Genomic DNA, 23,200 nt, shown 5'->3' on the forward strand with positions numbered 1-23,200 from the left:
CATGTCTCACCACCAGCGCACGATCGCCAAGCTGGACGCGTTCCATACGGTCGCGCTTTGCAACCACAATGCGCTGCACCTGAACTGGGGTTCGCTTTCTGTGCACATCCCGCGCCACAATTTTCAGCAATTGGCGCAGATGCTGCATCAGGTCACGATCGGTTCTGCTCGCCAGCAGTTGAGCAACCCGTCCTGCCGGCTGAACCAGGACAGCAAAGGCAACTTCGAACTGCGCTTCCCCGATCTGGCGCTCTACCTGAGCGCCAACGATATGCTGCAGTTGGTGCTGCTGGTGGAAGAGGCCGTGCTGGCCCTGGGGGAACAGGACCAGTTTGAGGCACTTGAATACCCCACGGGGCCAGTGCTGGTAGAGGCCCGGCCCTGGAGCAGTGGCCGTTACCGGCCCTCCATGAATTAACCTGCAGTCGATAGACGAATCAACAGATGGAGTTTAGCAGGGCGGGCCGGCTGGCCCGCCCTGTGCGTTGCTCGGTTGACAGCCCGCACCGCCTAAGCTAAACTCACTCTCAGTTTCCAGGAGAGTAGATGAATTTTCCACGAATTGAAGACAATGTCACCAAGCGAATTGACGCCATATTGCAACGCGTCAGCTTGGCGCAGGATGCGGATCTCTACCATTACAACCAGCCTATTACGGAGCTGCGCGGTGGGGCGCGCGTGTTGGTACATGGTCGCGAGATGGGCATGTTCGCCTCTTACAGTTATTTGGGCCTGATCGGCCACCCCAAGATCAACGAAGCCGCCAAGGCGGCCATTGACAAGTATGGCACGGGCACGCACGGCGTGCGTAGCCTGGCCGGCACGCTGGAACTGCATGAGGAGCTGGAGCAGACTATTTCCAGTTTCAAGAATGCCGAAGCGGCGATTACCTATACTTCAGGCTACGCCACCAATCTGACCGTGGTCTCGACCATGTTGGGACGCCACGACTACGTTTTTTCTGACAAGCTCAATCACGCCAGCATTGTGGACGGTTGCATGATGTCCGGCGCGCGCTTTGTACGCTTCAAGCACAATGACCTGGACGACCTGCAGCGCCGCTTGGAAGAAGCCCCAGCCAATGCCACCAAGATGGTCATCGCCGATTCCGTGTTCAGCATGGATGGCGACATCATTGATCTGCCGCGGATTGTCGAGCTCTCCCGCAAGCACCATGCCTGGCTGATGATCGATGAAGCGCACTCGGTTGGCGTTCTCGGCGCCACCGGCCGCGGCATTGAAGAGCACTACGGCATGGACGATGTGATCGATATCAAGATGGGCACGCTGAGCAAGACCATTCCTTCGGTCGGCGGTTACATCGCGGGGAAGAAGGATGTGATCAATTTCCTGCGGCATGCCAGCCGGGCCTACATTTTCTCGGCGGCGCTGCCACCGGCGCAGGCCGCGGCGGCTAATGCCGCCTTCCAGGTGATCCTGGAAGAGCCGGAGCGCATGCAGCGTTTGTGGGCCAATTCCAAGCAGTTCATTGAAGGCATCAAGAGCCGCGGCTTTGACACCCTGCAGACTGAGACGGCGATTGTGCCGGTGGTGTGCGGCACGGACGAGCTGGCCTACGCCATGACCCGTGAGGTGCAAAACAAGGACGTCTTCGTGCTGCCTGTGGTCTCACCGGCCGTGCCGGAAGGCCTCTCGCGTCTGCGCGCCACGGTCACGGCCGCCCACGAACCGGAAGAGATCGAGCACGCCATGGACATCATCGCTGAGGCGGGCAAGAAGTTAGGCGTGATCTAGCTGGAATCGCTGCAAGATAAAGATGCTAAAACGGCCTGCGCTCAGCGCAGGCCGTTTATCTTGTGCAGTGTAGCGCCCAGATAGGCGGCATAGCCTTCAGCGGCTTCTTGCAGCTGGCGGGCTTGCTGGGCGTTTAGCGTGGCGAAGGGGGCGACCTCAAAGGTGAGCCGGTCTTTGTTCAGGGTGCGTTTCCAGGTACCCAGTACCTGGCCGTCCTGCACCATCACGGCCTGGATCAGGCCGTTCTTGTAAGGCATCAGCGCGCCGATCAGGTCGGGCGGAACCACCATGGAGCGGTCCTGGTAGCCCACGATGAATTCATCAAAGGCGGGCAGCAGGTAGAAGTCCTTGGCCCTCTGCGGTTCTCCGCCCATCCAATAGCTCATCCCATCGACGACTTCATGCTCCAGTTCTGGACGGATCATTTCGTGGGCGCCTTTACCTTGCTTCACGCTCAGCCCGCTCCACCAGATCCAATCTTCCACCCGGGCCGGACCGTGGCTACGGAAGTAGCGCCGAGCCAGCTCGGCCAAGGCCTCTTGCTCGCTGAGTTGGATGGAGTTGGGGACCCAGTCCGCCAACCAGGCGAAAGTGGGCTGCCTGCCGCTCAACGGCCCCATGCACAGCAATCCGCGCAGGCCGGCGTGGGCCAGCAAGTGATAGCCGCGCTGGGCATCCGTGGGCAGGCCGGCTGCCTCCAGCCGGGCATAGAGTTGATTGCGTTCCAGCAGGTGGCCGCCTTCTAGCGCCTGCTGCAGCACGGTGATGCTCTTGTCCAGTTTAGCCGGCCCCAACTGCTCCGCCTGCAGGAGGCGGTTGCCGGCGGCCAGTGGCCGTGGCGAGACCAGCCGCGTGATCCAGGCGGCGTCGGGTGCGGGCAGCAGGTGAATGGTGCCGCGCAGGCTCCACATGCGCAGCACTTGCTTGCTGGCGATCAGTGCTTCGATCTGGGCCTGACTGGGCTGGGCAGCCAAGCGCCGCGCGACGGCGTACTTTACCGCGGCGTAATCCTGCGCCTGCATGGCGCCCATGTGGGTTAGCAGTTCCAGCAGGCTGCCCGGGTGAGGGCAGTGAATGCGCTGGCTGCTCAGGCGCAGGGCGCCAATCGGATTGGCTGGCATTTCACCATTCTACTTGGAGCGAGATGGCGTATCATCGGCCTGTGAACAACCCTCAAGCTCAATTGATCCTCAAACCCGGCCGGGAGCGCTCGTTGCAGCGCCGCCATCCCTGGGTTTTCTCTGGCGCGGTGGCAGAATCGCGCGGCAATCCGCAGCCTGGAGCGACCGTGCAGGTGTGCGCAGCTTCCGGTGAATTCCTAGCCTGGGCTGCCTACAGCCCGCAATCGCAGATCCAAGCCCGCGTGTGGTCCTGGCAGGAAGACGAAACCATCGACCGTGATTTTCTGCGCCGGCGCCTGCAGCGGGCGCTGGATGCCCGCCGCGGGCTGAAGGCGCACAGCGACAGCTGGCGTTTGGTGCACGCCGAGTCTGACAGGTTGCCCGGCTTGGTGGTGGACCGCTACGGCCAGGTGCTGGTGCTGCAGTGCCTCAGCTGGGGCGCAGAAGCCTGGCGAGATGAGATCGTGGCCTTGCTGATCGAGATGACCCAGCCCGCTGCGATCTACGAACGCTCCGATGTGGATGTGCGCCGGCTGGAAGGCCTGGCCGAGCGCAGCGGCCTGCTGTGGGGAGAGCTGCCGGAAGAGACGCTCAGCATCGAGGAGCATGGGCTGCAGTTCGCGGTGCAGCTGGCCAGTGGGCACAAGACCGGTTTCTATCTGGACCAACGCGCCAACCGGCTGCTGCTGCGTTCACTGGTTGAAGGCAGGCAAGTGTTGGACTGCTTCGCCTATAGCGGGGGTTTCGCGCTTAATGCTCTGAAGGGCGGGGCGGCGGGCGTGACGCTGGTGGAGGAATCCGAGACGGCGCTGGAATTGGCCCGCCAGAATCTGGCGGCCAATGGCTTTGCGCCGGAAGCGGCTGATTGGATGCGCGGCGACGTCTTTCACGTATTGCGGCGCTTCCGAGACGAAGGCCGCCAGTTCGACTTGATCGTGCTGGACCCGCCCAAGTTCGCGCCCACTCGGGCACAAGCTGAGCGGGCCGCCCGCGGCTACAAAGACATCAACCTGCTGGCGCTCAAGTTACTGCGTCCAGGCGGGCAGTTGCTGACCTTCTCGTGCTCAGGCGGCGTGGACGCCGACCTGTTTCAGAAGATCGTGGCCGGTGCGGCACTGGATGCCGGAGTCGAGGCGCGCATTCTGCAGCGGCTGGGCGCCGGGCCGGACCACCCGGTGGCGCTCAACTTCCCTGAAGGGGAGTATTTGAAGGGGCTGCTAATAGAAGTGGAGTAACCTGCGGGTAAGCAATAAAAAACCGGCAGCCATCTGGCTGCCGGTTTTCGTTGTTTGCTTAGGCTGAGGCGCCTGTGTAGTTCTTCAGGCCGTAGAACCAGATCTTGCGGGAGATGAACGCAAGAAAGATAGTGAAGAAGAAGGTGAACAGCAGCGTCTGTGGGGTCAGACGGCCGGTGAGCGCTTCTGCCGGTACGGTTACGGCAAAGGCCACCGGGATCAAGTAGGTCAGGCCCAGGCGCAGCCAGTCTGGGTAGATGCCCACCGGCCAGCGCCCGGCCTGGAAGATGCTGCCGATCATCTCCATCATCTCCCAAACACGCACCGACCAGAAGGCAGCCGTGCTGGCGATGAGGATGATGCTGTACAGGATCACCGCGCCCATCAACAGGGCCGTCCCAAAGGCCAACGCCTGCAGCCAGCTGCCTTGCTGGCCGATTTGGGTCAGGGCGATGGCCAGCACCACCACGCCGATGATCACATCCACCAGGCGCCACAGGGCTAACTGGCGCACGCTGATCAGTACTTGGGCATCCTCCGGTTTGGTGAGGATGAAGTCCAAGCGGCCCTCACGTACGTCCTCCATGAAGGCCCAGATGTTGGGAAAGATCAGCGCCCCGACAATGCCAGACATCAAGAAGAACACCCCGTAGATGGCGAGCAGTTCCGAGTGGGTCCAGCCGCCCAGGGTTTGGGTATAGCTGAAGACTACGTTCATCACGATCAGGCCGGTCGTCAAGGTTAGGGCCGATTGAAAGACCTGGATAAAGAAGTTGGCCCGGTACTGCATCTCGTTGAGGATGCTGATGCGAGAGAACAGGCCGAAGAGTTGAAATCCACGCAGCATGTTTAGCTCCCAACCGCAGTAAAGTGCTTGATGGCCTGTTTCCAGACCAGCATGATGAACAGATAGCCGCCCGTGATCCAGGCCAGCTGGGCCAGCAAGCCCCAGCCCAAGGCTTGGGGATCCACACGGCCCAGCAAGACCTCGATGGGGAAGTAGAAGGTCCACTGGAAGGGCATGAAGTTGGCTACGGTCTGGGCCCAGGCGGGCATCACGCTCAGCGGTACCAGGCGTCCTGAGAAGAGCAGCTCCAGCACAAAGTAGAGCTCGAAGATGGCATCCACACGTTCGGTCCAGAAGCACACCAGGCCCAGCACCCACATGAACAAGAAGCGCACGAAGAACGCTAGCATCAACGCCACCGGGAAAACCAGGATCTGCCACAGCTCAGGGTTCACCTCGGGCCGGAAGAGCAGCCAGAGCAGGATGCCCATCGGCAGCCAGTAGATCACCTGAGGGATCTTGTAGCCCAGGTAATAACCGATGTCCACCTGCAGCGGGTGGACGGGCCGCAGCAACTCGGCCGCCAGGCGGCCTTCTTTGATGCGCCAGTGGAAGCTGTGCGGTCCCATGGAGAGGTTGAACTGGCGCACCAGGGTCCAGATGATGTAGTAACCGGCGAACTGGGCAGTAGTGTAGCCGCCGACGGAGCCGCCCTGCGCCTCTGAGACGGTGGTCCACACCACCAAGTAGATGACCGGCTCGATGAGGATGTGCACCATGAACATCATATTGGCCAGCCGGTATTGCAACTGTTCAATGATGGCCTGGCGTCCGGCGACCATGTACATCTTGATGCGGTCGCTTAGGGTGGCGGCAGGCAGTTCCTGCGCGGGCTGTGTGGCTGCGCTCATTGGGCGATCTCATCCGGCGTGGCGAAGACGGTTTCGATGATCTCTTCGATCGGCGGGTCTTCCACGGTCAGGTCGGTCACTGGCAGGTCAGCCAGCAAGCGGGCAGTAACCTGCGGGGCCTCGGCCTTGCTGACCCGCAGGGTGGTGCGGTTGGGCTCGGCTTTGAGCACATTGCCGTATTGGGCCATGTCCGGTGCTTTGCCGTTCATGTCGCTGGTGCTGACCACCAGCGTCTTCATGGCGGAGAAGCGACCTACCAGGCCGGCCAAGTCACCATCGTAGAGGATGGTGCCGTGGTGGATGACGATGACGCGTTTGCACAAGGCTTGCACATCAGCCATGTAATGGCTGGTGAGCAGCACGGTCGCCTTGTGCTTGTGGTTGTATTCCTGGATGAACGTGCGCATGCGGCGCTGCATGGTGACGTCCACGCCGATGGTGGGTTCGTCCAGGAAGAGCACTTGCGGCTGGTGCAGCAGCGCGCCGACCATCTCAGCCTTCATGCGCTCGCCCAGCGAGAGGTTGCGCACCGGCTTGTTGACCAGCCCTTCCAACTGCATCAAAGCGATCATCTCGTCGCGGGTTTTGGTGAACTGCTCCTGCGGGATGCCGTAGATGGCGCGATAGAGATCGTAAGAGTCGATGGCGGGGATATCCCAGTTGAGCTGGCTGCGCTGGCCCATCACCAGCGTGATGCGCTGCAGCAGCTCGCGCTGGCGCTTTTCCGGCAGGTGGCCCAGCACGCTGAGCTCGCCGCTGGTGGGGTAGAGCAAACCGGACAACATCTTGAGCGTGGTGGTTTTACCGGCGCCGTTGGGGCCAAGAAAGCCGACGATTTCACCGGGCTCAATGTCGAAAGTGATGCCGTCTACGGCGCGCACTTCCTTGTGCTTGCGCCGCAGCAAACTGACCACAGCTGCCTTCAGACCCGCTTCGCGCTCGGGCACACGGTAGACCTTGGTCAGATTTTTGACATGAATGCCATATGTAGACAAGATTCCTCCAAAAAACTTTAGAAAAGGCGAAAACTTACTGACTTCTTCGCAAGATAATAGTACATCTCATTAGAAAAGTCAATATAATAATTGAAATTGTTTATCTCTGACATCAATTTTCTCCATAGATGCCATATAGGCATAAAAAAACCGCAGGAGAGCCTCCTGCGGTTTTGGGATTCGCGGATTGAACCGGCGTCAGTACGCCGCTTCAGGAGGCTGGGTGGTACTGCATTGGGTTGTGTTCATCCTAGCCTCCTTTACCTTGAAGTCGTTCATCATGCGAACGCTTGGTCTATGATACGCTCAAGCCGGAAATTTGTCAACTACGGCAGCGGATTGGCCGGGTAAGTGCCCTCTGGCGCGTACCAGTCCTGCGGATTGACCTCGGTAACAAAGTCGCCGGCATTGACCAGCACCGGAATGTAGTAGTGATTGGGGCAATCCACCGAGAGACCACAGGGCACCGCGTTGGTGTAGCCAGCCGCATAGTCTTCCCCGGCCAGGTAAGCCACCACATAGTATGTGCTGGGCGGCAGGTTGCTGATCTCGTAGTAGCTGGTGCCCTGGCTGGTGGTGATGTAGTAGAAGTAGTCGTTGTTCATGTCGAAAGCGATCACATTCAGCGCAGGGATGAAAGAGCTGGGGTAACTGAGGTAGCCTGAAATGGTGCCGGTGTTCGGCGAACTCTGGCCACTGCCGCTGCCGGTAGTGCCCATGCCCTGGGTGCCGCTGTTCTGGCCTCCCGCGGGGTTGAAGTAGTTGCCGTCCGGTCCTGGGATGTCGCCAGGCCCGGTGTACCAATCGCAGATGTCGATCCCACTGACCGTGCCGCCTGCGGGTACGTGGAACTGCACCAGATCATGGTCCGTGCAGTCGGCGGTCAGGCCGCAGGCCACGGCTTTGGTATAGGCGCCGCCCAAACTGAGGTCCGGCAGCCAGGCGTAAGCCAGATAGGTGCCTTCCGCCACTTCAATGGAATAATTCTGTTGGTCCTGGCCGATGGAGAAGCTGAGCGGCGTCTCCAGTGTGCCCACTTTGGTGAGGTAGATGTTCATGGGCGGGATGCCAGAGCTGGGGAAGCAGACCGCGCCCTCGACCGTGCCGGGGCCGCTGGGGACTTCGGTCGGTTGGGGAGCATCCAGGGTTTGCTGCGCCTGCAGAGTGCTGGCGACCATAGCAGCAATCTCATCGGCGTCCACTTGAGGCGCGCACGCGGTTAATAGCAAGAGACCACAGGCAACAAAGAGGAGAAGTCGTTTCATTTTCTATTTCCCTAGAATAAGATTCCGCTGAGCGAGCGGTTGGCGAGATTATACGCAGATTCAATCGATGCACTGGACTTTGACAAAAGGAAATGTTGTCGGCAAAGAAAATAGCCGCTGGGCAGCGGCTATTAGGTGGAGATGGCGGGAATCGAACCCGCGTCCGACTGATTAGGTTTGCACACGTCTACGAGCGTAGTCGGTTGTGTTTGTCACCGCGTGACCCACAAACGACAAGGGGGCTCACGCGGCCACCCGTTAGGTCTTTCGCGCCGGTAACGGGGTCGGGCGCGGCACTCCGGCATTGTCTCGCCTGCTCCCACCCAGCCGGAGGGAGGGCGGGGCAGACGCGGCTCTCGAGGAGCCGGACAGTTCTTAGCTAACCGGTGTTACGCGGCGAGCGGCAGAGCTGCGTAGTCAGTGCTTTTGGCACTTAAAGTTTGCGCTGAGTTAACGAGGTCGGCGCCTCTCGGCTCGCAATGTGCAACCAGCCTCAACCGTCGAAGCCAGTCATCCCCATGCAAAATACATTGTATCATTCGCACATATGCGTTTTATTAGAGGGTTTTCTAAAAGTTCCAATGCTTGAAACTCGAATTCGTGCTTCTCAGGCTGATGTTGCCCTCCATTCTCTGGTAAAGGCTTCTCTATGAATCTGGAAACCTATATCGCTCGCTTTACCCACAATGCTGCAGCCATTGCCAGTTTGGTGCAGGATATGCCAGCGGAACAGGCGCGTTGGCAGCCCTCTCCGTCTGATTGGTCTATTCTGGAGGTGGTCAACCACCTCTACGATGAGGAACGCGAAGACTTCCGGCGGCGGCTGGATCTGTTGCTGCACCAGCCGCAGGCCGATTGGCCGCCGATCGACCCGGCCGGTTGGGTGACTTCACGTCAATACAGTCAACGTGAACTGCCGGCTTCTCTGGAGAATTTTTTGCAAGAACGGGAAAATTCGCTCGAGTGGCTGCGCGGCTTATCACAACCTGATTGGGAATCGGGTCGCATGGCACCCTGGGGCAGCAAAATGCGCGCCGGGGACATGTTGGCCGCCTGGCTGGCGCATGATTTCCTGCACATCCGTCAGTTGAATGAGCTGCAATATGCCTACTGGACGCGGACCGCTGATCCCTACCAGGTGGGCTATGCCGGTGATTGGTAGCCTGCCGTTCGTCTAGCTGGGCTCTTTAGGGCCGAGCAATTCCACTTGAATCCCGTCCTGGTCCGGCAGGCTTAGGCCCGGCGCGCCCTCGCGCTCGATGGACAGCAGCTCACGGCCGCTGCCGGTCAGCTGCTGCTGCAAAGCCTGCCAGCCCGCCGCGTCCGGAACGCGATAGGCGTAAGACAGCAGGCCGGTACGGCCGGCTTGGCGTGCCGGTGCGCCGCGGCTGTGCCAGATGTTGGCGCCTAGGTGATGGTGGTAGCCGCCGGCGGCCATGAACAGCGCGCTGGGCATGGCCATCATCACGTCCAAGCCAAGCACGTCGCCATAGAAGCTTTGTGCCAGACCTGTATCCGAGACCTGCAAATGGATGTGGCCAATGTCTGTGCCGGGGTCAATCGCCCCCGCCTCGGCCGCTTCACGGTCGGCTTCCTCCAGCAGTTTGTTCAGGTCGAGCGGCAGGTTGCCCATTTGGATGCTGTCCTGCAGGCGCGGCCAGTTGGCGCGCGGCCGGTCGCGGTAGATCTCGATGCCGTTGCCTTCCGGGTCGGCGAAGTAGATGGCTTCGCTGACCTGGTGGTCTGAGGCGCCTTGGAGCGGCCAGCCCGCGGCCACCACGCGCAGCAGGGTGGTGGCCAGTGGGCCGCGGCCTGCGAAGCGGAAGGCGGTGTGGTAGAGGCCCACGCCGAACGAAGAAGAAGGCTGCAACTCGGCCTGTGGGTTGTGCACCAGGGTCAGCAGGGCGGGGCTGTCGGGCTGGGCCGCCAGACGGGCGCGGCCATGGGCCTGCTCCACGACCTGGAAACCCATCAGTTGGCCGTAAAAGCGCAGCATATTGTCCAGGTCTCGCACTTGCAATTCCACATGGGCGATCTGGGTATCGGAGTGGATCTTGAAGGTGTGATTGTTCATGATTGACATATTGACGCTCGTCTATTAGTATCTATTACATAGATGCGCATCTATGTATATTGCAGAAAAGGAGGTTGCGCATGTCTACTGAAAGCACCGAGTTGCAGATTTTGAGTAACGGCTCTTGCTGTGGCGGCGGGGGTTGCTGCTAATCCTATCTCGTGGCCAGCGCACAACTGCGCTGGCCACGAGCTTTTAAGAAGTGAGCTTGGATAATTGGCTGGCCGCCTGGCTCTCTGGCGCAAAAGCGACCAACAATTGACCACAGCACTGCGCCACAGCTTCTTGGTTCAGAGTGTAGTAGCTATGCTTGCCTTCTTCTTTGATCTTCACTAACCCAGCCTCGCGCAGCACCGACAGATGATGAGAAACAGTGGGCTGGCTGACCTCAACCACCGCCACGATCTCGCTGACCGAGCGCCAAACGCAGCAACAGGCATCCATGATCTGCTGGCGGGTCGGGTCTGCCAGGATCTTGGCAAAAGCCACTGGGGTGATCAGTTCTGTGCTCTTTTTCATATAGATAGCTTTCAATAAGTGTACCTGTGCGTGATTGGGCTTGTCAAATGGTTGCCGGCTGACGTGTTATAGTCCCGCGAGATGAGGGTCTTATCACTGAGCGATATTGTGCTGGAGCCTATCTACACCCCCAGTGTGGCAGAGCGCTTTGCGCATATAGACTTCGTGCTGGGCTGCGGGGATTTGCCGTACTACTATCTGGAATACCTGGTGGATGTGCTGCGCAAGCCGGTTTTCTTCGTGCGCGGCAATCACGCATCCGAAGTGGAAGCTTCCGACCAGGGGGCAGACCGCAGGGCGCCCTGGGGGGCGGTGGACCTGCATCGCAAGGTGGTCAACTTCAACGGCCTGTTGATGGCAGGCTTTGAAGGTTCGCTGCGCTACCGCAAGGGCGGTTTCATGTACACCCAGGCAGACATGTGGTGGCTGGTGCTGGAGATGCTGCCGCGCTTGCTATGGAACCGTGTACGCCACGGGCGGGCGCTGGATGTGTTGGTGACCCATTCGCCGCCGTGGGGCGTGGGCGATGCGGATGACCCGGCCCACCAGGGTTTCAAAGCCCTGCGCTGGCTGCTTAAAGTGGCCCAGCCGCGCTATCATTTCCACGGGCACATCCATGTCTACAGCAATACCACTCCGACCATACAACGATTCCGGAAGACGATCGTGATCAACACCTATGGGTCTCGCCAGACCCGACTGCGCATTCCCCAGTTGCGCTATACAAGCGAGCCATGAGCTTTTACAGCCGCTACAGCACCGCGGTGCAGGACTTTCGCCGGGCCCGGCGCCGGGCGGCCCTGCAGGAGTTCCTGCAAGGCATCGGCGGGCGCAGCAGCCGGCTGCTTTCCTACGACGAAGTGCGCAAGAAGATAGGGCGCGGCAGCCTGCTGCCGCGCGGCTTGCGCGATGTGCCTCTGGATGCGATCGTCGGCACGGTGGGGCGCTATGAAGACTTCAACCGCCAGTTCTTGCCGCGCCAGGCCAGCCAGCAAGGCCGCTGGGCGCAGGTGCGCCTGGCCGTGGAGGGCAGCGGTTTGCCGCCGGTCGAGCTCTACCAGATCGGCGATGTGTACTTTGTGCTCGACGGCCATCACCGCGTCTCGGTGGCCCGCGAGCTCGGCGCCACGACGATCGAAGCCTACGTCAGCGAGCTGCCCTCGCGGGTCAAGCTAACCGCCGATCTGACGCCCAATGACCTGATCCTGAAAGCAGAAGAAGCGCTCTTCTTGGAAGAGACCCGTCTGGATGAGCTGCATCCGGAACTGGATCTGCGCGTCACCCTGGCCGGCCGCTACAACGAAATGTTGGAGCACATCCGAGTGCACCGCTACTACATGGGTGTGGACCAAAAGCGCAGCAATGTCCCCCAGGCAGAAGCTGTGGAGCACTGGCTGCAGGCGCTCTACCTGCCGGCGGTAGAGGCCATCCGCCGCTTGGATCTGTTGCATGACTTCCCAGGCCGCACCGAGGCCGACATGTACCTGTGGCTGATGAAACGCCGCCACGAATTGGAGGAGCAGCTGGGTTGGGACCTGGGCACAGAGGAAACCGCCGCCCACTTGTGGAACCGCTTGTATACCAAGCCGGGCCGCTTGTGGGACCGCCTGCGCCGCTGGCTGGGCCGCCAGCCTGTGCCTACCCAGTGGCGCCTGGACCGCGGCCAGATCCCGTCTGGCCAGAAGCTGTTCCCGCGCATTCTGGTGCCAATCAGTGGCGAGGATGCCAGCTGGACGGCAGTGGACCTGGCCATCCGCGTGGCGCACCAGGAAGCCGCGGAGCTGCGCGGCGTGCATGTCCTGGCCAGCGGCGAAAGCCGTGAGAGCCACAAGGTGGAGCAGATCCGCACAGAGTTCCAGCGCCGGCTGGAGAAGGCCGGAGTGCGCGGCCGCCTGGTGCTGGAGCAGGGCAACATCTCGCGCCGGGTCGAGGCGCGCTCACACTGGAGCGATCTGGTGGTGCTGCACCTCAAGCACCCGCCGGCAGCGCAGCCGCTGCCGCGGCTGCTTTCCGGCTTGCGCGTCTTCCTCTCACGCAGCCCGCGCCCGGCGCTGGTGGTACGTAAGGCCAGCCGCATGCAGCACGCCCTGCTGGCCTACGATGGCAGCCGCAAAGCCAACGAAGCCCTGTATTTGGCAGCCTACCTGGCCAACGCCTGGGGCGTGCGCATCACCGTCTTCAGTTCGCGCGAGCGGCGCATCACCGAGGCGCTGAACCTGCAGAAGGCCAAAGGCTATTTGATTTCGCAGGGGGTGGAAGCGCAGTATCTCTCTGCGTCAGGTGAGGCTGCACCGGGCCTACTGGAAGCGGCGCGTGAACAAGGTTGTGACTTCATGCTCATCGGCGGCTATGGCCGCGGCAATCTGCTGGAGATGGTGTGGGGCAGCACGTTGGACCACGTGCTGCGCGAATTCAAAGGCCCGGTTTGGGTGTGCTGTTAGCTTAGGGCCACAGCGCTTCCAGCGTCTGGATCTCTTCTTGCGACAAACGCCAGCCCAGCGCGCCGCCGAATTCGGCGGCCTGCTGGGCGTTCTTGGCGCCCGGGATGGGCAGGGTGCCTTTGCTCAAGCACCAGTTGAGCGCCACCTGTACCTGGCTTTTACCGCCGTGCGCCGCGCCGATGCGCTGCATGGCCGCCAGCAGCGGCTGGGCACGCAGCAGTGTGGCCCGGCTGATACGGCGCAGGAACGGCGGCGGATTTTCCAGGGTGTATTTGCCGGTCAGCAGACCCTGGGCGATGGGGCTGTAGGCGATGAGGGTCACGCCCATATCCTTGCATAGCTGCAGCAGGCCATTCTTTTCCACTTTGCGGTCCGCCAGGTGGTAGCGCACCTGGTTGCTGGCCAGGCGCAAACCGCGCTTTTCCAGAGCGGCCTGCGCACGCTCCATCTGCTGTGGGCTGTAATTGGACACGCCAATTTGCAGGATCTGTCCGGCCTGCACGGCTTCGGCCATGGCGTCCATCCAATACTCCACACGGCGCGGCGGGAAGGGCCAGTGAATTTGATAGAGCTGGATGGGCCGGCTGCCCAGGCGTTCCACACTTCTGCGCAGCGCTTCCCGGAATTGGGCGATCGAGATGCGCCAGGGGTAGGGGAAGAATTTGCTGGCGATGTAGACCTGGCTGTTGCCCGCGGCCAACTGACCCAGCACTCTTTCTGAACGGCCCAGGGCATACAATTCAGCGGTATCAAAGAAGTTAAGGCCTGCATTCAGGCTGGTCTGGTAGGCGGCGGCCACATCGGCGCTGCTGTAGCGTTGGCCGCTGCTCCAGTAAGGCTCATCGCCCCAGGCCCAGCAGCCTACGCCGATGGCGCTGACTTCGGGGCCGTCTGCCCCTAAACGGATGGTGTTCATGATTGCCCTTTGAGGCCGCTGTAGGCCAGAAAAGCGGCATAGCCCAGCATCAGCGCCAGGCTGGCGGCTTGCAGCCACCAGCGGCCGCGGCTGCTGAGCTGACCCAGCCGGCCCAGGACGAGGGCCAACAGTTGCAAGCCGCCAATGCTGAAGCTGTAAAAGCCGAGCAAGAATAGAATGGCGTGCAGCCAGGAGAGGCCCAGGGCCTGCAGCAGCAGTGGCCCCAGGATCAGCGCCCAGAACAAATAAGGCCCCGGGCTGAGGAAGATCATCAGGACGCCCTGCGCCAGCCCGCGCCAAGGCGACTGCGGCGTGGCGGCCTGCGGGTTGGACTGTTGACTGCGGCTGCGCATCTCTTGCCACAGCCCCCAGGCCAGCCAGATCAGCAGGGCGGCCCCCGCCAGGCGAATGAAGCGCAGGAAGTCATCCGGCACCTGGCTGATGAAAAAGACCAGCAGTGTAGCAATTGGAATATCGGCGATCAGCGGGCCAAAGGTGACCGGGGCCGCCCGCCGCCAACCGCCCAGCAAGCTTTGAGCGATGACCAGCGACTGGAAAGGCCCGGGGCTGAGCGCGGCGTACAACCCGATGCCGGCGCCCTGCAGGAAGAATGCGATGCTGCTGAAGTCCATGGTGCGGTTTTGAAAGGGAGCCTGCGACCGCAGGCTCCCTTTGTCTTTCTACGGCATCTCTACCGTGACGATCAGAGGCAGGTGGTCTGAGGCTGTCGTGCCGGGGATGAGGAAATCCCGATAGCCCAGGTCCGGACTCAGAAAGATGTAGTCGATCTGGTGCGTTGGGTCGGCCGCGTAGTAGGTATGGGTCGGCGGCTGGCCCAGCTCGCGGGAGACGTCAATGAAGCCGGCCTCCAGCATCAGCTGGATGGCGGCCGACTCGGGGCGAGCGTTGAAATCGCCCGTCACCACGGTGGTGGGACGCCCATTCCACTCATCCAGGATAGCGGAGGACTGCACCATGCGGATCTCGTCCTGGCCATCCTTCTCACTGTAGTGCGTGTTGATCAGGGTCAGCACTTGGCCGTTCACATCCACTTCGGCCACGGTGAAGCCGCGCAGCAGCAAGACGTCATCCGGCGGCAGGTCGAAGAACTCCACATTTTCCAGCGGGTAGCGGCTGTAGATCGCCATGCCCCATTGGCTGTCGGCCGTCGCATCCCAGACGTACGGCATGTTCAGGCGCAGGGAGAACCACTCGAGCATGTCCATGCCGCCCCAGATCAGCCAACCGCGTGAGATCTCTTGCAGCATGACAATGTCTGCGCCGCTGTCTTCGATCACGCGGGCCAGCGCTTCGGGGTCGACGCGGCCGTCGGTATTGACCGCATCATGCACGTTGTAATTGATGATGCGCACGCTGCCGGCAGGCGTGCTGGAGGGGTTGTCGGTCAGTTTCCAGCCCGGCAGCATCAGCAGGGGGATCAGCAACAACGCAGCGGCGCTGTAAGCCGGGGTGAACCCCGCCGTGTGCGCTTGCGAGCGTCCGGCGGCCATAGCCAGCAGCGTCACCACAGCCGCGGCGGCCAGGGGCAGCACGGGCGGACGGAAACCAAAGTCAATATCATACGAAGCGTAGTACAGGAAAAGCAGCAAGACTAGGAAAACCTGGCTCAGGCCATTGAGCAAGCTGGTCTTGAGCAAACCTGGCTCTCCTTTGACGCCGGCCGCGGAAAGCAGCAGGAGCAACCCCAAAACCATGCTAAAGGCCTGGCCCAGCAGCAACACCAGGCTGGTCAGCCCGGCGCCAGGGGTGTTAAGCACCAAGGCCAGCAGCGTCAAGGCGCCGGCCAGCAGGGCGTGCAGCCAGCTCGGGCGCAGGCCTGCGATCTGTGTGCCGATATACAAGCCGAGGAAGTTGCCCAACACCAGGAAGATGGCCGCCGCAGGGGTATGCCAGCCGGCATTGGAGGAGATCAGAGGCAGGCTCTGGAAGACGAGCAGCTGCAGGAACAGCCAGGGACCAACCGCCAGCGTGGCCAGGTTGGCCTTCCAGCTGCCGTCGTGGGCCGCCGGCGCGCCGGCGGCCTCCCGGTTGAGCGTCCAAAGCTGCACAACCACAAGCGCCAGCACCACCACTACGGGCCATAAGCCGCTCTGCCACGAGAGGTCCAGCGTGCGTCCGGCGGCGACGATCACGCCGTCCAGCGCCAGGCCCAGCAGGAAAGCCAGGCCAAAGTGCAGCGGGGCATTGCCACCCTGGGCGCGCACGCTGCCGATGGCTACCGGAATGAAGATGAGGAACAGAACTACCGCCGCGGCGGAAATGTACAGGTCCAGCGGGGCCGTCTGAGCGAATTGCTCCGCGGCGCGCAGGAGGGCCAGGCCGCCTGCGCTCACCCACAGCGCATTGCGCGTGCTCACCAGGCGGTTGAGCAGCCCGGCCAGGAAACTGAGCGCAAAAATGCCGATGGCCACCGGGGCCAGGCTGAGCGAGGACATGCCCACCGAGTCGCGCAGGTAGCCCACGAAGCCGACAAAGAGCACGCGCAGCTCCTGCAGGCCGAAGACCACAGTCAGCGCAGTCAGCAGCCAGGCCGGGGCGTGGCGCTGCCAATCTTTCGTGAAGGTCGATAGCATAAGTGTTTGCCTTTCTTGGCGAAGTTAGGGTTTCTTGCGTTTTTGGGTGCTTTGCCGATATACAGCGTCAGGTTCATGCAGGTAAGCCTTGAGGGCGCCCGGAGTGCGTAAGGTCTTGATCACATCCGGCAGGCTGGCCAGAAATACCACCCCCCAAGTGGCGATAATAAAGTATACGATCTCGGCAGGGCGGTTTTGCCGCGCGGCCACCACCAGCATGCTGGCAAAGCCGGCCGTGCTGGTGTAAAGGATGTTGCGGGTAGGCAGCAAGATCGCCATGCCCACTACAAAGCTCCAAAAGCCCTCCGGGAAGACGATGTAGCTGATCGCCCCCAGGGCGGCCAGCAGGCCTTTGCCGCCGTGGAAGCGCAGCCACACCGGCCAGTTGTGGCCCGCCACCACGGCCATACCGTTGAGCAGCCGCTCAGGGTAGTCTACACCAAGCACTTCGGCCAGCCACAGCGCTGCGGCGCCCTTAGCCACGTCCAGAGCGCCGCCCAGCAGCCCCCAAGCCACGCCCAGTTGGCGTGACAGGTTGCGCCCGCCCACATTGCGGCTGCCCACCTGGCGCAGGTCTATACCCTTGACCCAGCGGGCCAGGATTTGTGTAAAGGGGATGGAACCGATCAGATAGCTGGAGACGAGCGAAAGGACAAGCTTGGCTTCCATAAGTCCCTAGTATCGGTGAAAACCGTGATCTTGGCTAGCTCTTGCGCAGCGATTGCCAGAGCAGGCAAATGCCGACGACGATAATGATCACCGGCCAAACGTAGTTCCAACTGGCTGCACTGCCCAGGCTGACAAACAAGCCGAAAAGGATCAGAGCTCCGGCCGGGAAAATGGCCCAGCCCAAGGGCTCGCTGCTGGTGCGCAACTGGCTGATGACCAGGAAAGTCAGGCCAATGCCGATAAAGAGCAACCCGCCGGTTTCAAAGGGCAAATCCAGCCGCAGATCATCCAGTACCGAAATGATCGCCAGCGTGAACATGACCCCGCTGGGGATCAGCGCCCACCAGTTGCTGGGTTCGCGCCGGAAGATGAACAGGAAGCCTGCTCCAATGGCGCCAAGAAAGACCGCGCCGCCCAGAGCATCGCCGATGGGCGGGAAGAATAGATCGAGGAGGTTGGAAGCCGCCAAACCCGCCAGCACCAACCCGGCGAAATTCAGCCAGGGATTGTTTTGGAGGCGCGCCTGGTCAAAGAAATACAAGGCACCCAAGGCCCACAGGCCGGCAAACAAGGCATCGTTCCAGTTGCCTTTCAGGTAACCCCATTGCTGCAGGCCGATCAGGATGCCGCCGGCGATCAGCAGCACGCCAAAGATGGTGCGGTAGTCTCTTTGCATGGTTCTCCTATTTCACCTGTACTGAACTGAGGCCAACTTCGATCATCAACTCCAGTGTATTGGCCGCTTTGTCATAGTCTACGGATTGGTAGGCATTCAGGTTTCGCGGAAAGCGCTGCTCATTGATCATCACTGAACCCAAGCCCGATTCGACGCTGATGCGGGCCGCTACGCCTTCCGGCACGGTGATGTCGAAATTGGCCGCCCCGCCGGAGATCTTGGCCCGCGTGTGCCCGGCCCGCTGTGGCATCACCAGGGTGGTACTGCTGGCCCCCGTCTCGATCTCAATCTCCTGAACTTGGGTATCGCGCAGGTCCAACGTGCTATCCGCCGCGCCGCATTCCAGTTTGATGATCGCAGGCGTTTTGGCATTGAGCTGTAGTTTGAGACGCTGCGCGCCATTCCAATTCCAGGGGAAGAAAGTGGTCAGGCCGTGCTCCAAGCGCACTCGCAATGTGTCGCCCTCGCGGCGAGCGGAATGCTGGACCGAGCCTGAACCGCTGAGCAGCTGCGTCCCGCTGCCGCCGCCGCTGAGGCTGAACTTGCCGGCGCCGTAGGTCAGACGCAGCTCGGCGCGCTTGGCGCCCTCGAGAGGGATTTGGATGCTATCCGCAATGCTGTTCTGGTCGTCCGGCCATTGGCGGCTGAGCAGGGTGTAGATGCCCAGTGCGATCAACACGATGGGAAAGATGAGCTGCGGCCGAATGCTGAACCAGTTGAGATTGTTGCCCAGAAAAAGAACACCGGCCAGGATGAGCAGCGCGCCCCAAAATAGATTGTGTTTATTCATGTTGTTCCTCAAGCTTTCATTCCCATTATACGGTTGCATGCCGCCTGCTGAAGTGTCAAATGCCTCAGGCAAGGCGCGCCCAGGCGAAGTAGGTAGGCACCTCCGCCGTAGGTTGGGCTTGGAGTGCGGCCAGCAGCGCGGCCAAGTCTGCTGCGGGCAGCAGCCCGGCCAGGTCCGCTTGCAGTACCTCGGCTTCCAGCGGGTTCTCCCCCGCGGCCGGATCGCTTTGCAGCCGGCCGCTTTCCGCGGGCGGCAGGCCGGCCGCGGCAAAACTGGCGGCCAGTTGCCCGCCAAAACCAGGGTCGGCTCCTTGCTGGCGCAGAGCCTGGACTTGCAACTGATTGACTGTTTGCAAGGCGCTGCTTGGCGCGGCGCGGGCAGTGTAGTCTGGCTCGGCAAAGGCCAGGACTGTCCCGCCGCGCCGCGTGATTCGGGCGGCTTCCCGCAGAGCTTGCACCGGGTCAGGCAGCCAAAGCAGCACATAATGGAAGAAGCTCAGATCGAAGCTGTTGTCCGCGTAGGGCAGGTGCAGGGCATCGCCGCAAGTCAAGTCCGCCGCGCAGACACTTCGCGCCCGTTGCAGGGCAGGGCGGTCAATATCCAAGCCGTGGATGGCTGCGCGAGTGGCGGGCAGACTGCGCAGCACGGCGCCGGGGCCGCAACCTACCTCCAGCACGCGTTGGGCATGGGCCAGCCCGGCGCGGACGAACAGGTGGCGGCGCAGCGGCTCGGTCCAGCCGGCTTGCTGCTGGTAACGGCGCTCAGCCAGGTCAGGGGACAGGGACATCTTGAGTATTATAGAGCTTGGCAAATTTTGCTCAGGGAAAATCGTAATAGACGGCCGCCTTTACAGGTTATATACTGTATCTATGGCCATCGCTATTCGCCCCACATCCATGAACGCACTTTGGCAGGGCCTTCGCCAGAACTCCAGCAGTTTTCTGGCTGCCCTGCAGCCCCCTGAAACTCCCAGCCTGGGATTGCATTATTACGATATCGAAGCATCCAACGGGCGCACTTTCCGCATCCACCTGCGCGTGGAGCCCAGCGGCAATGGCGTCCTCTTCGTGGATGTGACCGATGTGGTCCACCTGAACCAGACGGCCACCCTGATGGCCAAGATGGCCCTGGATGGCGTGCCGCGCCATGCAGCGCGGGCGCGCCTGGCCAGCTGGCGCAGCGGCGTGGCCGCTGCGCAGCTGAACAGCGAGCTCGACCAGATCTACGACATGGTCGATGGCTTCCGCCACCCGGACGGGGACTGTGCCACCTGCCGCCTGTCTGATGCGGTGTCCATGTCGCCCCTGTTCAGCATTGAGATCAATGCGCCGTACAAGGTAGACATGGCGCTGACCTACGGCTGCAACAACGAGTGCCCGCACTGTTACAACGAGAATGACCGCCTGCAAATGCCCTCACTGCCCCTGGTGGAGTGGCAGGCCGTGCTGGACCGCCTGGCTGAGCTGGGTGTGCCGCATTTGATCCTGACCGGCGGCGAGGCCACGCTGCACCCCGACCTGCCGCAGATCATCCAGTACGCCGAGAAGCTGGGCATGGTGGTAGGCCTCAACACCAACGGCCGTCACATCGCTCATAAGCCCTATATGGAAGAACTGGCCGAGGCCGGTTTGAACCATGTGCAGATCACGTTGGGTTCCAGCCGGGGGGAAGTGCACGATGCCATGATGGGGGCGACCTCTTTCGAGCAAACCCTGCGGGGCATCGAGAACGCGGTGGCCAGCCGCGTGCATGTCATCACCAACACCACGCTGATGCGCGCCAACATGGACCACGCCGAAGAGATCATCGAGTTCCTTTACTCGCTGGGCATCCGCACTTTTGCGATGAACGGCATGATCTATTCCGGCGGCGGTTTTGCCCATCCGTCTGCCATCACGGAGGCGGAGATGCCTGCGTTGCTGGTGCGCGTGCGTGATAAGGCGGACGAGCTGGGCATGCGCTTCCTGTGGTACACGCCCACCGAGTATTGCCGCATGTCCCCGGTGGAACTGGAAATTGGCGCCAAGCGCTGCAATGCCGGGGAGTACTCGCTGTGCATTGAACCGAATGGCGATGTGCTGCCCTGCCAGTCGTATTACGTGTCCGCAGGCAACATCCTGCATGATCCCTGGGAACAAATTTGGGATGGGGAGCTGTTCCGCTCTTTCCGCCACCGCGAAGAAGACCCCAAGGGCTATGGCCTGCCGGAGAAGTGCTGGACCTGCCCGGACCTGCCGCTGTGCGGTGGGGGCTGCCGCATCGAGCGTGAAGCACGCGATGGCGTGCGCATCGCCGGCGAGGGCGGCGGCGGTTGCTCTGGCTGCAGCGGCAGCTGCGGCACCGGCGGGGCGGCCCACGAGATCAAGAGTCATGTACACACTGCCGGCTATATCCCGACAGGCGGCTTCATCCCTTCGCCCAGCACCACGCGCACCACGGTGCGCTCCAGCGGTAACATGTCGCTGATCGGCCTGGAGGAAATTCAATAGGCTATTTGTAGAAGTCTAGAAGGTCAAGGCTCCCGGTTATGATTGCCGGGAGCCTTTTACTTGATGGAAGACGAATGACACTTCAATACGCGATCCTGGCCGTCTGTGTTCTTTTGCTTTTGTATGTCGGCACGCGCTATTGGCACTGGCGGCAGGCCAACCTGCAGCCCTACACGCCCGCCCTGGCGCGCATCGAAGGCGGCGGGATCAAACGCGGCCTGACCCCCGCCGAAGGCGCTATCTTGCTGGGCCGTCCTCTGCATATCACGCTCACCCTGGTCATTTTCGAGATGCTGCGCAAAGGCTTCCTGCGCCAGGTAGCTGCCGATCCACTGACGGTGGAAGTGGCCGAGGCTTTTCGCACCCAGGGCCGCGGCCTGAGTCCACAGGCGCGCGGCGACCAACGCCGGGCGGCTGCGCAGAAGATCAACAGCACATTGCATCTCTACGAAGAACCGTTTCTGGAGATTATCGAGGCCCATCCGGGCCGCCCGGTGGCCGAGTTGGACCTGGGCGTGGCGGTGCAGCCGTTGGTGCGCTATGTGGCCGGGCGAGTGGGCGGCTACAGCCTGGAGGAGAGCCGGGAATACTACCGCCTGATCATCGAGCGTGCCCCGCGTGAAGCGCGCAGCGACGGCCGCCTGACCTTTGAACGCCAGAAAGTGCTGGACCGCAACTTTGGCTGGGTACTGCTTGGCGACGAGTTCGCCGGTGTGCTGGATACGCCGGAGCTCAGCTACTTGCCGTTGTGGCTGCGCCCGCCGCGCGGCTCCGGCCAGGAACTGGGCGCAGTGGGCTTCGCTGCTTGGGCTCAGGGTGTGATGGATGGGTTGGCGGGTGTGGTGGCCGAGGAAGATGTCAAGCTGACCTTGGGCCGTGAAGAGGATGCCACCACCGCGACCTTGCTCAATGACATCACCCGCACCACGTTTTACGGCTGATTAATCTCTATTATCATTGTACGAGCTTGTGTCTGAGGAGCCCTGATGTCTAATTTCCCTACGCTCTACAACAGTGAAGATGCCTTCCGCGACTATGTCCCGCGCACCCAGGAGTTTATGACGCTGGGAGCCCAAGCCGGCCTACGGCCCGCAGCCGAAGACAAGGCCCGCGCGGCGCTAGTGGTGATCGATATGCAGAACGACTTTGTGCGCCCGGAGGGCGCACTCAGCGTGCCCGGCTCCGAGGCCGATCTGCAGCGCCTCGTCGAATTCATTTACAACAAAGCCGAGCAGATCAGTGCTATCTACTGCACGCTGGATTCGCACTATCCGATGCAGATCTTCTACAGCGAGTGGTGGCACAACCCGGCTACTGGCGAGCAGCCGGCACCTTTCACCGTCATCACCGCCGAAGATCTGGCCCAGGGTGCATGGGTCGCCCGGCAGGATGCGGAGTGGTCGCAGCACTACGTCACCGAACTGGCCAAGCAGAGCCAGAAACAGCTCATGATCTGGCCCAAGCACACCATGGTGGGCACCTGGGGCCAGGCCCTCTCGCCAGCGCTGTACGAGGCGATTGCCTGGCACAGCGCCGCCCGGCAGGCCCAGCCGGTCTTCGTGACCAAGGGCGACCTGCCGCAGGTGGAGCGCTACGGGGCGTTTGCGCCAGAGGTGGAATATCCCGGCGACCCGCGCGGCCGGGCCGACCGGACCTTGCTGGACGAACTCGCCGGTTACGAGCGCACCTGGTGGGCGGGTGAGGCCGAGACACACTGCGTGATTGCCAGCCAGGTACAGGCGGCGGAGTACTATGCCAGTAAGCCCCAGGTGCTGGAAGGCATGAACTTCCTAACCGACTGCACCAGCCCTATCCTGCACCCTGAGGTTGACTTCGTCGGCCCGACACGCGCCGAGCAGCAGCGACTGGCTGCGCTCGGTGTGAAGCTGGTGAAGAGCACGGATTAGCTATAGATAAAAAAGAGGCCGGTCTTTTGACCGGCCTCTTTTTTGTCTATGCAATC

The 23,200-nt window shown here is 61.6% G+C and carries 23 protein-coding genes and 1 other RNA gene; 9 read left to right on the plus strand and 15 right to left on the minus strand.

Annotation, left to right across the window (positions count from 1 at the left end; translation table 11 throughout):
• Position 1 precedes the first annotated feature (1 nt).
• Together KF885_09070 and KF885_09075 are read left to right on the plus strand one after the other, a co-directional pair.
• Positions 2–418, plus strand: coding sequence for a hypothetical protein (locus tag KF885_09070; GenBank protein ID MBX3049310.1), 417 nt, complete (start codon positions 2–4; stop codon positions 416–418).
• 128 nt (positions 419–546) lie between these two features.
• Entirely contained in the window at positions 547–1,755 is a 1,209-nt protein-coding gene (locus tag KF885_09075; protein MBX3049311.1) for an aminotransferase class I/II-fold pyridoxal phosphate-dependent enzyme, read from the plus strand.
• A gap of 41 nt (positions 1,756–1,796) precedes the next feature.
• Here the strand turns inward: KF885_09075 and KF885_09080 are convergent, their stop codons facing one another.
• On the minus strand, positions 1,797–2,876 hold the full coding sequence (locus tag KF885_09080; protein ID MBX3049312.1) for an AlkZ family DNA glycosylase: 1,080 nt from the start codon (positions 2,874–2,876) through the stop codon (positions 1,797–1,799).
• A 23-nt stretch (positions 2,877–2,899) separates the two neighbouring features.
• Here KF885_09080 and KF885_09085 point away from each other — a divergent pair, with 23 nt between their 5' ends.
• Positions 2,900–4,111, plus strand: a complete 1,212-nt coding sequence (locus tag KF885_09085) for a class I SAM-dependent methyltransferase (protein ID MBX3049313.1) — start codon at positions 2,900–2,902, stop codon at positions 4,109–4,111.
• A gap of 58 nt (positions 4,112–4,169) precedes the next feature.
• Here KF885_09085 and KF885_09090 read toward each other — a convergent pair whose 3' ends face one another.
• From KF885_09090 to ssrA, 5 genes are all read right to left on the minus strand, one after another.
• Positions 4,170–4,958, minus strand: coding sequence for an ABC-2 family transporter protein (locus KF885_09090; GenBank protein MBX3049314.1), 789 nt, complete (start codon positions 4,956–4,958; stop codon positions 4,170–4,172).
• Positions 4,959–4,960: 2 nt separating this feature from the next.
• Entirely contained in the window at positions 4,961–5,809 is an 849-nt protein-coding gene (locus tag KF885_09095; protein MBX3049315.1) for an ABC-2 family transporter protein, read from the minus strand.
• A complete protein-coding gene (locus KF885_09100; protein MBX3049316.1) occupies positions 5,806–6,804 on the minus strand; it encodes an ATP-binding cassette domain-containing protein in 999 nt (332 codons plus the stop codon). Before KF885_09100 ends, KF885_09095 begins: the two co-directional genes overlap by 4 nt.
• Before the next feature lie 326 nt (positions 6,805–7,130).
• Positions 7,131–7,982, minus strand: coding sequence for a hypothetical protein (locus tag KF885_09105; protein MBX3049317.1), 852 nt, complete (start codon positions 7,980–7,982; stop codon positions 7,131–7,133).
• Positions 7,983–8,202: 220 nt separating this feature from the next.
• Positions 8,203–8,587: a transfer-messenger RNA gene (ssrA, locus tag KF885_09110) on the minus strand.
• A 131-nt stretch (positions 8,588–8,718) separates the two neighbouring features.
• On the opposite strand from ssrA, the gene KF885_09115 reads away from it, so the two are divergent.
• Positions 8,719–9,231 carry a DinB family protein gene (locus KF885_09115; protein MBX3049318.1) on the plus strand — a complete coding sequence of 171 codons (513 nt, stop codon included), beginning with the start codon at positions 8,719–8,721 and terminating at the stop codon, positions 9,229–9,231.
• 12 nt (positions 9,232–9,243) lie between these two features.
• Here KF885_09115 and KF885_09120 read toward each other — a convergent pair whose 3' ends face one another.
• Positions 9,244–10,143: a VOC family protein gene (locus KF885_09120; protein MBX3049319.1), complete on the minus strand. Its 900-nt coding sequence runs from the start codon at positions 10,141–10,143 to the stop codon at positions 9,244–9,246.
• Between the two features lie 195 nt (positions 10,144–10,338).
• Positions 10,339–10,662, minus strand: a complete 324-nt coding sequence (locus tag KF885_09125; protein ID MBX3049320.1) for a helix-turn-helix transcriptional regulator — start codon at positions 10,660–10,662, stop codon at positions 10,339–10,341.
• Positions 10,663–10,743: 81 nt separating this feature from the next.
• Here KF885_09125 and KF885_09130 point away from each other — a divergent pair, with 81 nt between their 5' ends.
• A complete protein-coding gene (locus KF885_09130) occupies positions 10,744–11,400 on the plus strand; it encodes a metallophosphoesterase (protein MBX3049321.1) in 657 nt (218 codons plus the stop codon).
• Positions 11,397–13,103 (plus strand): universal stress protein, encoded by a 1,707-nt coding sequence (locus KF885_09135; GenBank protein MBX3049322.1) that lies wholly within the window; start codon positions 11,397–11,399, stop codon positions 13,101–13,103. The genes KF885_09130 and KF885_09135 overlap by 4 nt, the downstream gene beginning before the upstream one ends.
• Before the next feature lies 1 nt (position 13,104).
• Here the strand turns inward: KF885_09135 and KF885_09140 are convergent, their stop codons facing one another.
• The 7 genes from KF885_09140 to KF885_09170 all read right to left on the minus strand — a co-directional run bounded on the left by KF885_09140 (position 13,105) and on the right by KF885_09170 (position 19,535).
• Entirely contained in the window at positions 13,105–14,019 is a 915-nt protein-coding gene (locus KF885_09140; GenBank protein MBX3049323.1) for an aldo/keto reductase, read from the minus strand.
• Entirely contained in the window at positions 14,016–14,651 is a 636-nt protein-coding gene (locus tag KF885_09145; protein ID MBX3049324.1) for a LysE family transporter, read from the minus strand. The genes KF885_09140 and KF885_09145 overlap by 4 nt, the downstream gene beginning before the upstream one ends.
• A 48-nt stretch (positions 14,652–14,699) precedes the next feature.
• On the minus strand, positions 14,700–16,613 hold the full coding sequence (locus KF885_09150) for an endonuclease/exonuclease/phosphatase family protein (protein ID MBX3049325.1): 1,914 nt from the start codon (positions 16,611–16,613) through the stop codon (positions 14,700–14,702).
• 24 nt (positions 16,614–16,637) lie between these two features.
• Entirely contained in the window at positions 16,638–17,282 is a 645-nt protein-coding gene (locus KF885_09155) for a glycerol-3-phosphate acyltransferase (protein ID MBX3049326.1), read from the minus strand.
• Positions 17,283–17,316: 34 nt separating this feature from the next.
• The gene (locus KF885_09160) at positions 17,317–17,958 is read right to left on the minus strand and encodes a hypothetical protein (protein ID MBX3049327.1); all 642 of its coding nucleotides are present in this window, start codon (positions 17,956–17,958) and stop codon (positions 17,317–17,319) included.
• Between the two features lie 7 nt (positions 17,959–17,965).
• Positions 17,966–18,748 carry a hypothetical protein gene (locus KF885_09165; protein MBX3049328.1) on the minus strand — a complete coding sequence of 261 codons (783 nt, stop codon included), beginning with the start codon at positions 18,746–18,748 and terminating at the stop codon, positions 17,966–17,968.
• Positions 18,749–18,812: 64 nt separating this feature from the next.
• Entirely contained in the window at positions 18,813–19,535 is a 723-nt protein-coding gene (locus KF885_09170; protein ID MBX3049329.1) for a class I SAM-dependent methyltransferase, read from the minus strand.
• An 82-nt stretch (positions 19,536–19,617) separates the two neighbouring features.
• Between KF885_09170 and KF885_09175 the strand changes: the two genes are divergently transcribed.
• The 3 genes from KF885_09175 (at position 19,618) to KF885_09185 (ending at position 23,144) form a co-directional block, all read left to right on the plus strand.
• Positions 19,618–21,237: a radical SAM protein gene (locus tag KF885_09175; GenBank protein ID MBX3049330.1), complete on the plus strand. Its 1,620-nt coding sequence runs from the start codon at positions 19,618–19,620 to the stop codon at positions 21,235–21,237.
• Between the two features lie 74 nt (positions 21,238–21,311).
• Positions 21,312–22,178, plus strand: coding sequence for a hypothetical protein (locus tag KF885_09180; protein ID MBX3049331.1), 867 nt, complete (start codon positions 21,312–21,314; stop codon positions 22,176–22,178).
• 45 nt (positions 22,179–22,223) lie between these two features.
• A complete protein-coding gene (locus KF885_09185) occupies positions 22,224–23,144 on the plus strand; it encodes a hypothetical protein (protein MBX3049332.1) in 921 nt (306 codons plus the stop codon).
• Positions 23,145–23,200 lie beyond the last annotated feature (56 nt).

This window comes from Anaerolineales bacterium, from assembly GCA_019637805.1.
In the GTDB taxonomy this organism is placed as follows: Bacteria; Chloroflexota; Anaerolineae; order Anaerolineales; family UBA11579; genus JAMCZK01.

Excerpts from the sequence above, each read along its gene's own strand:
- KF885_09080 (MBX3049312.1), bottom strand. The coding sequence starts at position 2,876 with ATGCCAGCCAATCCGATTGGCGCCCTGCGCCTGAGCAGCCAGCGCATT.
- KF885_09075 (MBX3049311.1), top strand. The coding sequence starts at position 547 with ATGAATTTTCCACGAATTGAAGACAATGTCACCAAGCGAATTGACGCC.
- KF885_09115 (MBX3049318.1), top strand. The coding sequence starts at position 8,719 with ATGAATCTGGAAACCTATATCGCTCGCTTTACCCACAATGCTGCAGCC.
- KF885_09095 (MBX3049315.1), bottom strand. The coding sequence starts at position 5,809 with ATGAGCGCAGCCACACAGCCCGCGCAGGAACTGCCTGCCGCCACCCTA.
- KF885_09180 (MBX3049331.1), top strand. The coding sequence starts at position 21,312 with ATGACACTTCAATACGCGATCCTGGCCGTCTGTGTTCTTTTGCTTTTG.
- KF885_09135 (MBX3049322.1), top strand. The coding sequence starts at position 11,397 with ATGAGCTTTTACAGCCGCTACAGCACCGCGGTGCAGGACTTTCGCCGG.
- KF885_09150 (MBX3049325.1), bottom strand. The coding sequence starts at position 16,613 with ATGCTATCGACCTTCACGAAAGATTGGCAGCGCCACGCCCCGGCCTGG.
- KF885_09105 (MBX3049317.1), bottom strand. The coding sequence starts at position 7,982 with ATGGTCGCCAGCACTCTGCAGGCGCAGCAAACCCTGGATGCTCCCCAA.
- KF885_09090 (MBX3049314.1), bottom strand. The coding sequence starts at position 4,958 with ATGCTGCGTGGATTTCAACTCTTCGGCCTGTTCTCTCGCATCAGCATC.
- KF885_09165 (MBX3049328.1), bottom strand. The coding sequence starts at position 18,748 with ATGAATAAACACAATCTATTTTGGGGCGCGCTGCTCATCCTGGCCGGT.
- KF885_09085 (MBX3049313.1), top strand. The coding sequence starts at position 2,900 with ATGGCGTATCATCGGCCTGTGAACAACCCTCAAGCTCAATTGATCCTC.
- KF885_09185 (MBX3049332.1), top strand. The coding sequence starts at position 22,224 with ATGTCTAATTTCCCTACGCTCTACAACAGTGAAGATGCCTTCCGCGAC.
- KF885_09125 (MBX3049320.1), bottom strand. The coding sequence starts at position 10,662 with ATGAAAAAGAGCACAGAACTGATCACCCCAGTGGCTTTTGCCAAGATC.
- KF885_09140 (MBX3049323.1), bottom strand. The coding sequence starts at position 14,019 with ATGAACACCATCCGTTTAGGGGCAGACGGCCCCGAAGTCAGCGCCATC.
- KF885_09120 (MBX3049319.1), bottom strand. The coding sequence starts at position 10,143 with ATGAACAATCACACCTTCAAGATCCACTCCGATACCCAGATCGCCCAT.
- KF885_09170 (MBX3049329.1), bottom strand. The coding sequence starts at position 19,535 with ATGTCCCTGTCCCCTGACCTGGCTGAGCGCCGTTACCAGCAGCAAGCC.
- KF885_09155 (MBX3049326.1), bottom strand. The coding sequence starts at position 17,282 with ATGGAAGCCAAGCTTGTCCTTTCGCTCGTCTCCAGCTATCTGATCGGT.
- KF885_09175 (MBX3049330.1), top strand. The coding sequence starts at position 19,618 with ATGGCCATCGCTATTCGCCCCACATCCATGAACGCACTTTGGCAGGGC.
- KF885_09070 (MBX3049310.1), top strand. The coding sequence starts at position 2 with ATGTCTCACCACCAGCGCACGATCGCCAAGCTGGACGCGTTCCATACG.
- KF885_09160 (MBX3049327.1), bottom strand. The coding sequence starts at position 17,958 with ATGCAAAGAGACTACCGCACCATCTTTGGCGTGCTGCTGATCGCCGGC.
- KF885_09145 (MBX3049324.1), bottom strand. The coding sequence starts at position 14,651 with ATGGACTTCAGCAGCATCGCATTCTTCCTGCAGGGCGCCGGCATCGGG.
- KF885_09130 (MBX3049321.1), top strand. The coding sequence starts at position 10,744 with ATGAGGGTCTTATCACTGAGCGATATTGTGCTGGAGCCTATCTACACC.